Source organism: Sphingomonas sp. (assembly GCF_035758555.1).
Taxonomy (GTDB): Bacteria; Pseudomonadota; Alphaproteobacteria; order Sphingomonadales; family Sphingomonadaceae; genus Sphingomonas_B.
In genome coordinates this window covers 1-5,455 of record NZ_DASTXI010000032.1, presented here as the reverse complement: position 1 = coordinate 5,455, position 5,455 = coordinate 1, and the positions used below count along the sequence as shown (strand labels likewise).

Below are 5,455 nucleotides of genomic sequence, written 5' to 3'. Positions count from 1 at the left end.
CGAGGCGAGGAAGATCTCCCCAACTCGATATTCCTCGGTGCCCTTCGATGCATTGAGGCGGTCGAGCACCGCCTTCACCTCATCGTCACCGACGCTGACTCCGCTCTCGATCTTCGCGTGCTGGAGCCGCTGCCAGGCGATTTCGCCTTCGATCTGCCGGCGCAGCGAGGCGATCGACGAGCCGTGCGTGTCGAGATAGGCCGCCATTTGTTCGGGAGTCTGTTTCACGCCCGCGGCGACGCGCTGGACGGTCTTGTCGATGTCGGACTTCTTGACGTCGATCTTCTCGGTCTTCGCGGCCTGGATCTCGAGCATCTCGTCGATCAGGTTGCGAAGCACCTGCTGGCGAAGCGCGTCGACCTGATCGGCCGGAATCTGGTTCCCGTTGGCGATCGCGAGGAGCGCGAGCCGCTGATCGACGTCGGTCTGGGTGATCACGTCGCCGTTCACAATCGCCGTCGCCTTGATCACCGACGGAATCGCCGTCCCGAACACCTCCGGATTCTCCGGCAGGTGGAGCGATTGGCTGCTGTTGATCGGCGGCGATTGCTCGCTGGACTGCTGCTGCTGCTGCTGCTGGGCTGCTGCGCCGCTCGCAAATCCCAGGAGGACTGCCGCGCCAGCGCATAGCGCGCGCGTGGAGTTCGATCGGAAAGCTCGTGCCACGATGGTCAAAATTCCCTTGATTTGCAGCGTGCTGCTGATGTCGCCGTTTATCCAGGCCCGCTGAACGCAGCCTTAGCGGCCAATTCCCTTCAATGCCAAGTGGATGGCAAATGTATTCCCCGCCCGGAAGGTGCCGATGCGCTCATAGTCGCGCTTCCACGAGACTCCAAGCTGCAGGCATTCGTCTTCGTATTGAATGCCGAGCCGCTGCCGGACCGGCTCCCAGCCATCGGCCAGCGACAGGGGATCCTCGGTCCGATCCGTGAGGTCGATCACGGAGGCTCCGAACACCGACCAGTAGCGGTTGAACAGGACACGGGCGGCGAAGCGGACCTCCTCGACATCGCGCAGGTCCTCGATGGTCGGATCGACGTTGCGGTTGAGCTTGAGATAACCGACCTGGGCGTAGGTCTGGGTGGTCCCGATCGTCAGGTCGATCTCGTTGCGCCGGACGGCGAAATTGTCCTTGTCGATGCGGAACCGATGGGTGAGGTCGAGGAAGCGGCCGTAGCGGATGTTCGTCCGGCCGACGATGTCCGACAGGCGGTCGGTGAGGCCGGTGCCCTGCGGGAAAATCCCGGGGCGGTCGACCAGCCGGTAGCTTTGGCCGATCGTGGTTTCGATCGACAGGTTCGGCCGGTCGAGCGACCAGTCGAAACCGTAGGTGATGCGCGAGGCGTCTTCCCAGCGGTCGTAGCCGGGGAAGCGATTGAGCGCGAAGAGGTTGCTGTCCTCGAGGTCGATCGAGCGCGCGTCCTCATTGGGGATGTCGATATTCGCCGTCGGCGGAGTCAGCACCAGCTGAACGTGCGGGACCAGCCGCTGAACGCCGCCGAACAGCGGACCGATGAACGGCCATTTGACGTCGGCGGCCAACGCCCCGATCGCCCGCGTGTGCCAGCCGTTGGTGCCGCTGTAGATCGGCACGACCGTGCTCTCCGCTTCGTCGGTGTGGTAGACGTCGCCGCGGGCGTAGGCGGTCAGGGTCACTTCCTGCCCCCAAGGCGTGATGCGCCGCAAATCCCACTCCGCGCTGGCGAACGCGCGCTGGGTGTCCTGCCCCTCGATTCGCAGGATCGAAAGGCTGTTCCCCTGGAGCTGGAGCGTGCCGCCGAGCACATCTTCCTCGCGGAAGCGCGCGTCGATCGCCGGCAATGCGATGGGGATCTCCCGCTGCTCGTCGTCGGCGCGGAGGCCCTCGAACGCCCAGCCGGCGATGGAAATGTAAGAATTTGGGCTGATCCGCTCGGCGTTGACGACGCTGCGCAGGCGGTCGTCGTTGGTGATGTCGTAGCGGCGCGTGACGGTCTTGTCGCTCGCGATTCGGATCGAGCTCGTGATGCTCCACAGCGGGTTGAGCTGGGCCTTGCCGTTCGCCTCGAAATAACCGCGCAGGCCCTTGCGGGTGGAGGTCACGTCGGGATCGATGCTCTCGATCGTCCCGTAGGTCAGGAAACCGCCGAGCTGGAACGCGCCCCATTTGTCGAGCTGCCGGTACTTGCCCTCGATCGCCGGGAGCACCCCGGTATAGACGTGCGGCGTGATCGTGAGATCGCGGTTGGGCGCGATCTGCCAATGGTAAGGCGCCGCGATCTCGAAGCCCTTTTTCGTCGAGACGCTGAGGTCCGGTACCAGCCAGCCCGTCGCGCCTTCGTTGCCGCGCGCGACGTTGAAGACGGGCAGAAGAGGCAGGGTGATCCCGAACAGCTGGAACCGGCCGCCGATGAAGCGAACGCGGTTCTGCGCCGGATCGTCGATCACCTTCGCGGCGGTGATCGCCCAGCTCGGCCGCTTGGGGCAGCCGCTCGCGGTCGTGACCGGGCACGGCGAATAGATCGCGTTCTCGAGTACGGTGATATCGCCGGTGCGGGTCCCGCGCGCGGCCGCGAGGCGGGCGCCGCCCTCGAGAACGACCATCAGATTATCGACGGTGCCGTCGCGCAGCGTATCGGTCAGCTGGACATTGTCGCCGATCAGCTTGTCGCCCTGCGGGGTCAGCAGGACCACGCTGCCCCTGGCGTAGACCTGGCCGGTCTTGCGGTTCCAGACGACCTCGTCGGCGGCGAGATAATTGCCTTCGCGGTTCATGCGCACCGCGCCGGTCGCGGTCACGACGTCGGCGTCGCTGTCGTAGGTGACCTGGTCGGCGCTGAACTCGACGATCTGTTCTTGCTCGGCGGCGGGCGGCGCCGGCTGGGCCGCTGCAGCGACCGGCACCGCCACCAGCATCGGGAGCGCTGACCACCAGACAAATTTCGCCGCCAACGCTGTCTTGCCCGCCCGATCGAATGAAGCTGCCGTGGCGAGCGCCTATCGCACCTCGGAAGCGGCTCGACAATCGGGCCGCGCCAGATCGGGCGCTCCTTTGCCAAGGTTCGACTTGCATCTTAAAGGCAAGGCGTACGTTCGCCTTTCAGGGATTTATCACGAATGCAGATCAGTTTCGCCGAGACTCGGCCCACGGGAGATTATGCGCTGGTGCTGCCGGTCGCCGGAAAGGACCGGGCGAGCCTGGCGTCGCTCGGGGCGGCCCAGCAGGCGGTGGGCGCGGCGCTCGACCGGCAGCGGTTCGAAGGCGAGGGATCGAGCGTCTCCGAGCAGTTCGCCGACGAGGGCGGAGCCGTCCGCAGAGTCCTGATCGTCGGCCTCGGCGCGGGCACTGCCGCAGCAGACGCGGCCGAGAAGCTCGGCGGAACGGCCGCGGCCCGGCTGCTGACCTCGGGCGAGAAGAAGGCCGTCATCGATGTGAGCTCGCTGGGATATGATGCCGATACGGCTGCGCGGGTCGGCCTTGCAGCGGCGCTGCGTTCGTGGCGCTACGATCGCTACCGCACCAAGCTGAAGGACAGCCAGAAGCCGACGCTCGACGAGGTCGTCATCGTCGGGGGCGGGCAGGGGGCCGATCAGCGCTATCGCTCCCGCTGGGCGCCGGTCGTGGAGGGCGTGTCGCTGACCCGCGAACTCGTCACGGAGCCGGCGAACATCATCTATCCGGAAACCTTCGTCGAGCGGGTGCGTGCGTCGCTCGACGGCAGCGGCGTCGAGATCCAGGTGCTCGACCGAGCGGAGATGGCGAAGCTCGGCATGGGCGCGCTGCTCGGTGTCGCCCAGGGCTCCGCGCGCGAAGCCCGGCTGATGATCCTCAAGTGGAACGGGGGGACCAACGGCCAGCCGACCGCTTTCGTCGGCAAGGGCGTGACCTTCGACACCGGCGGCATCTCGATCAAGCCGGCCGCCGGCATGGAAGCGATGAAGTGGGACATGGGCGGCGCCGGCGCCGTGGCCGGCGCGCTCAAGGCGCTCGCGCTGCGCAAGGCGAAGACCAACATCGTCGGCATTTGCGGCCTGGTCGAGAACATGCCCGGCGGAAATGCCCAGCGGCCGGGCGACGTGGTCACGACCCTCTCGGGGCAGACGGTCGAGGTGATCAACACCGACGCGGAAGGCCGGCTCGTGCTTTCCGACGCCGTTTGTTACGTCCAGCGAAACTTCAAGCCGTCGACGGTCATCGATCTCGCAACGCTGACCGGCGCGATACTCATCAGCCTCGGGCACGAATGGGCGGGGCTGTTCTCGAACAATGAGGAGCTCGCCTCGGCGCTGCTCAAGGCGGGGAGCGAATCGGGCGACAAGCTGTGGCGCATGCCGCTGGCGGAAAGCTTCGACCGATTGATCGATTCGCCCATTGCCGACATGAAGAACGTCGGTCCGCGAGAGGGCGGCTCGATCACCGCGGCGCAGTTCATCCAGCGGTTCATCGAGAACGGCGTCAAATGGGCGCACGTCGACATGGCCGGCAAAGCCTGGGCGGACAAGCCCAGCTCGACCTACGAGAAGGGCGCCACCGGCTTCGGAGTCCGCCTGCTCGACCAATATGTCGCGGACGTGCTGGAGAGTCACTGATGTGCCCCTGCGAAGGCAGGGGCCCAGTCAGGCTCCAAAGGAGCCTTCGCCGACAGCCGGCTCATGAGTGCGCTTCCACTAAAGCTCCAGCGCACGTCTGGGCTCCTGCCTTCGCAGGAGCACAGGACTAGGTGCAGGTCGATTTCTACCAACTCGCCGGAACGCCGCCCGAGCAGGTGATCGCCAGCATCGCCGAGAAGGTGCTCGCGGCCGACGGGCGACTCATCGTCTATTCCGAAGACGAAGTGCTGCTCGCCAGGCTCGACCGCATGCTGTGGGACCAGGGGCCGGCGAGCTTCCTCCCGCACGGGCTTGCCGGCGGCGCGCACGACTCGCGCCAGCCGATCCTGCTCTCGACCAGCCCGGACGCGCCGAACCTCGCGCGCAACATGCTGATCGCCGACGGCATCTGGCGCGACTCCGCTCTGTCGTACGATCGCAGCTTCTTCCTGTTCGACCAGGCGACGCTCGAAGACGCCCGCCTCGCCTGGAAGCTGCTCGCCGGCCGCGAGGGCGTCGAGCGGCGCTACTGGGCCAACGAGGGCGGCAAGTGGGTGAAGAAGGGCTGAGGGTTGCGACGCTGACGAAGCGCGGCTAGGCGGCCCACCAATTCCAATCCCACCCAATCACAGGAGACCGCCCGGTCATGGCCGTGACGCGCACCTTTTCGATCATCAAGCCCGACGCCACCCGCCGCAATCTCACCGGCGCGATCACCAAGATGCTGGAGGATGCGGGCCTGCGCGTCGTCGCTTCGAAGCGCATCCGAATGAACCGCGATCAGGCCGAGGGCTTCTACGCGGTCCACAAGGAGCGGCCGTTCTTCAACGACCTTTGCACCTTCATGACGTCAGGGCCGGTGGTGGTTCAGGTGCTCGAGGGCGAG

The 5,455-nt window shown here is 66.1% G+C and carries 5 protein-coding genes; 3 read left to right on the top strand and 2 right to left on the bottom strand.

Going from position 1 to position 5,455, the window contains the following annotated elements:
- Positions 1-666 (bottom strand): SurA N-terminal domain-containing protein (locus VFT73_RS01880; protein WP_326408445.1); only part of this gene is annotated, 666 nt, incomplete at its 3' end.
- A gap of 72 nt (positions 667-738) precedes the next feature.
- A complete protein-coding gene (locus VFT73_RS01875; protein WP_326408444.1) occupies positions 739-2,895 on the bottom strand; it encodes an LPS-assembly protein LptD in 2,157 nt (718 codons plus the stop codon).
- 201 nt (positions 2,896-3,096) lie between these two features.
- On the opposite strand from VFT73_RS01875, the gene VFT73_RS01870 reads away from it, so the two are divergent.
- The 3 genes from VFT73_RS01870 to VFT73_RS01860 form a co-directional block, all read left to right on the top strand.
- Entirely contained in the window at positions 3,097-4,569 is a 1,473-nt protein-coding gene (locus VFT73_RS01870; protein WP_326408443.1) for a leucyl aminopeptidase, read from the top strand.
- Between the two features lie 131 nt (positions 4,570-4,700).
- Positions 4,701-5,138 carry a DNA polymerase III subunit chi gene (locus tag VFT73_RS01865; RefSeq protein WP_326408441.1) on the top strand — a complete coding sequence of 146 codons (438 nt, stop codon included), beginning with the start codon at positions 4,701-4,703 and terminating at the stop codon, positions 5,136-5,138.
- Between the two features lie 77 nt (positions 5,139-5,215).
- A partial coding sequence (locus VFT73_RS01860) for a nucleoside-diphosphate kinase (RefSeq protein WP_326408440.1) occupies positions 5,216-5,455 on the top strand: 240 nt, incomplete at its 3' end.

Excerpts from the sequence above, each read along its gene's own strand:
- VFT73_RS01875 (WP_326408444.1), bottom strand. The coding sequence starts at position 2,895 with ATGCTGGTGGCGGTGCCGGTCGCTGCAGCGGCCCAGCCGGCGCCGCCC.
- VFT73_RS01870 (WP_326408443.1), top strand. The coding sequence starts at position 3,097 with ATGCAGATCAGTTTCGCCGAGACTCGGCCCACGGGAGATTATGCGCTG.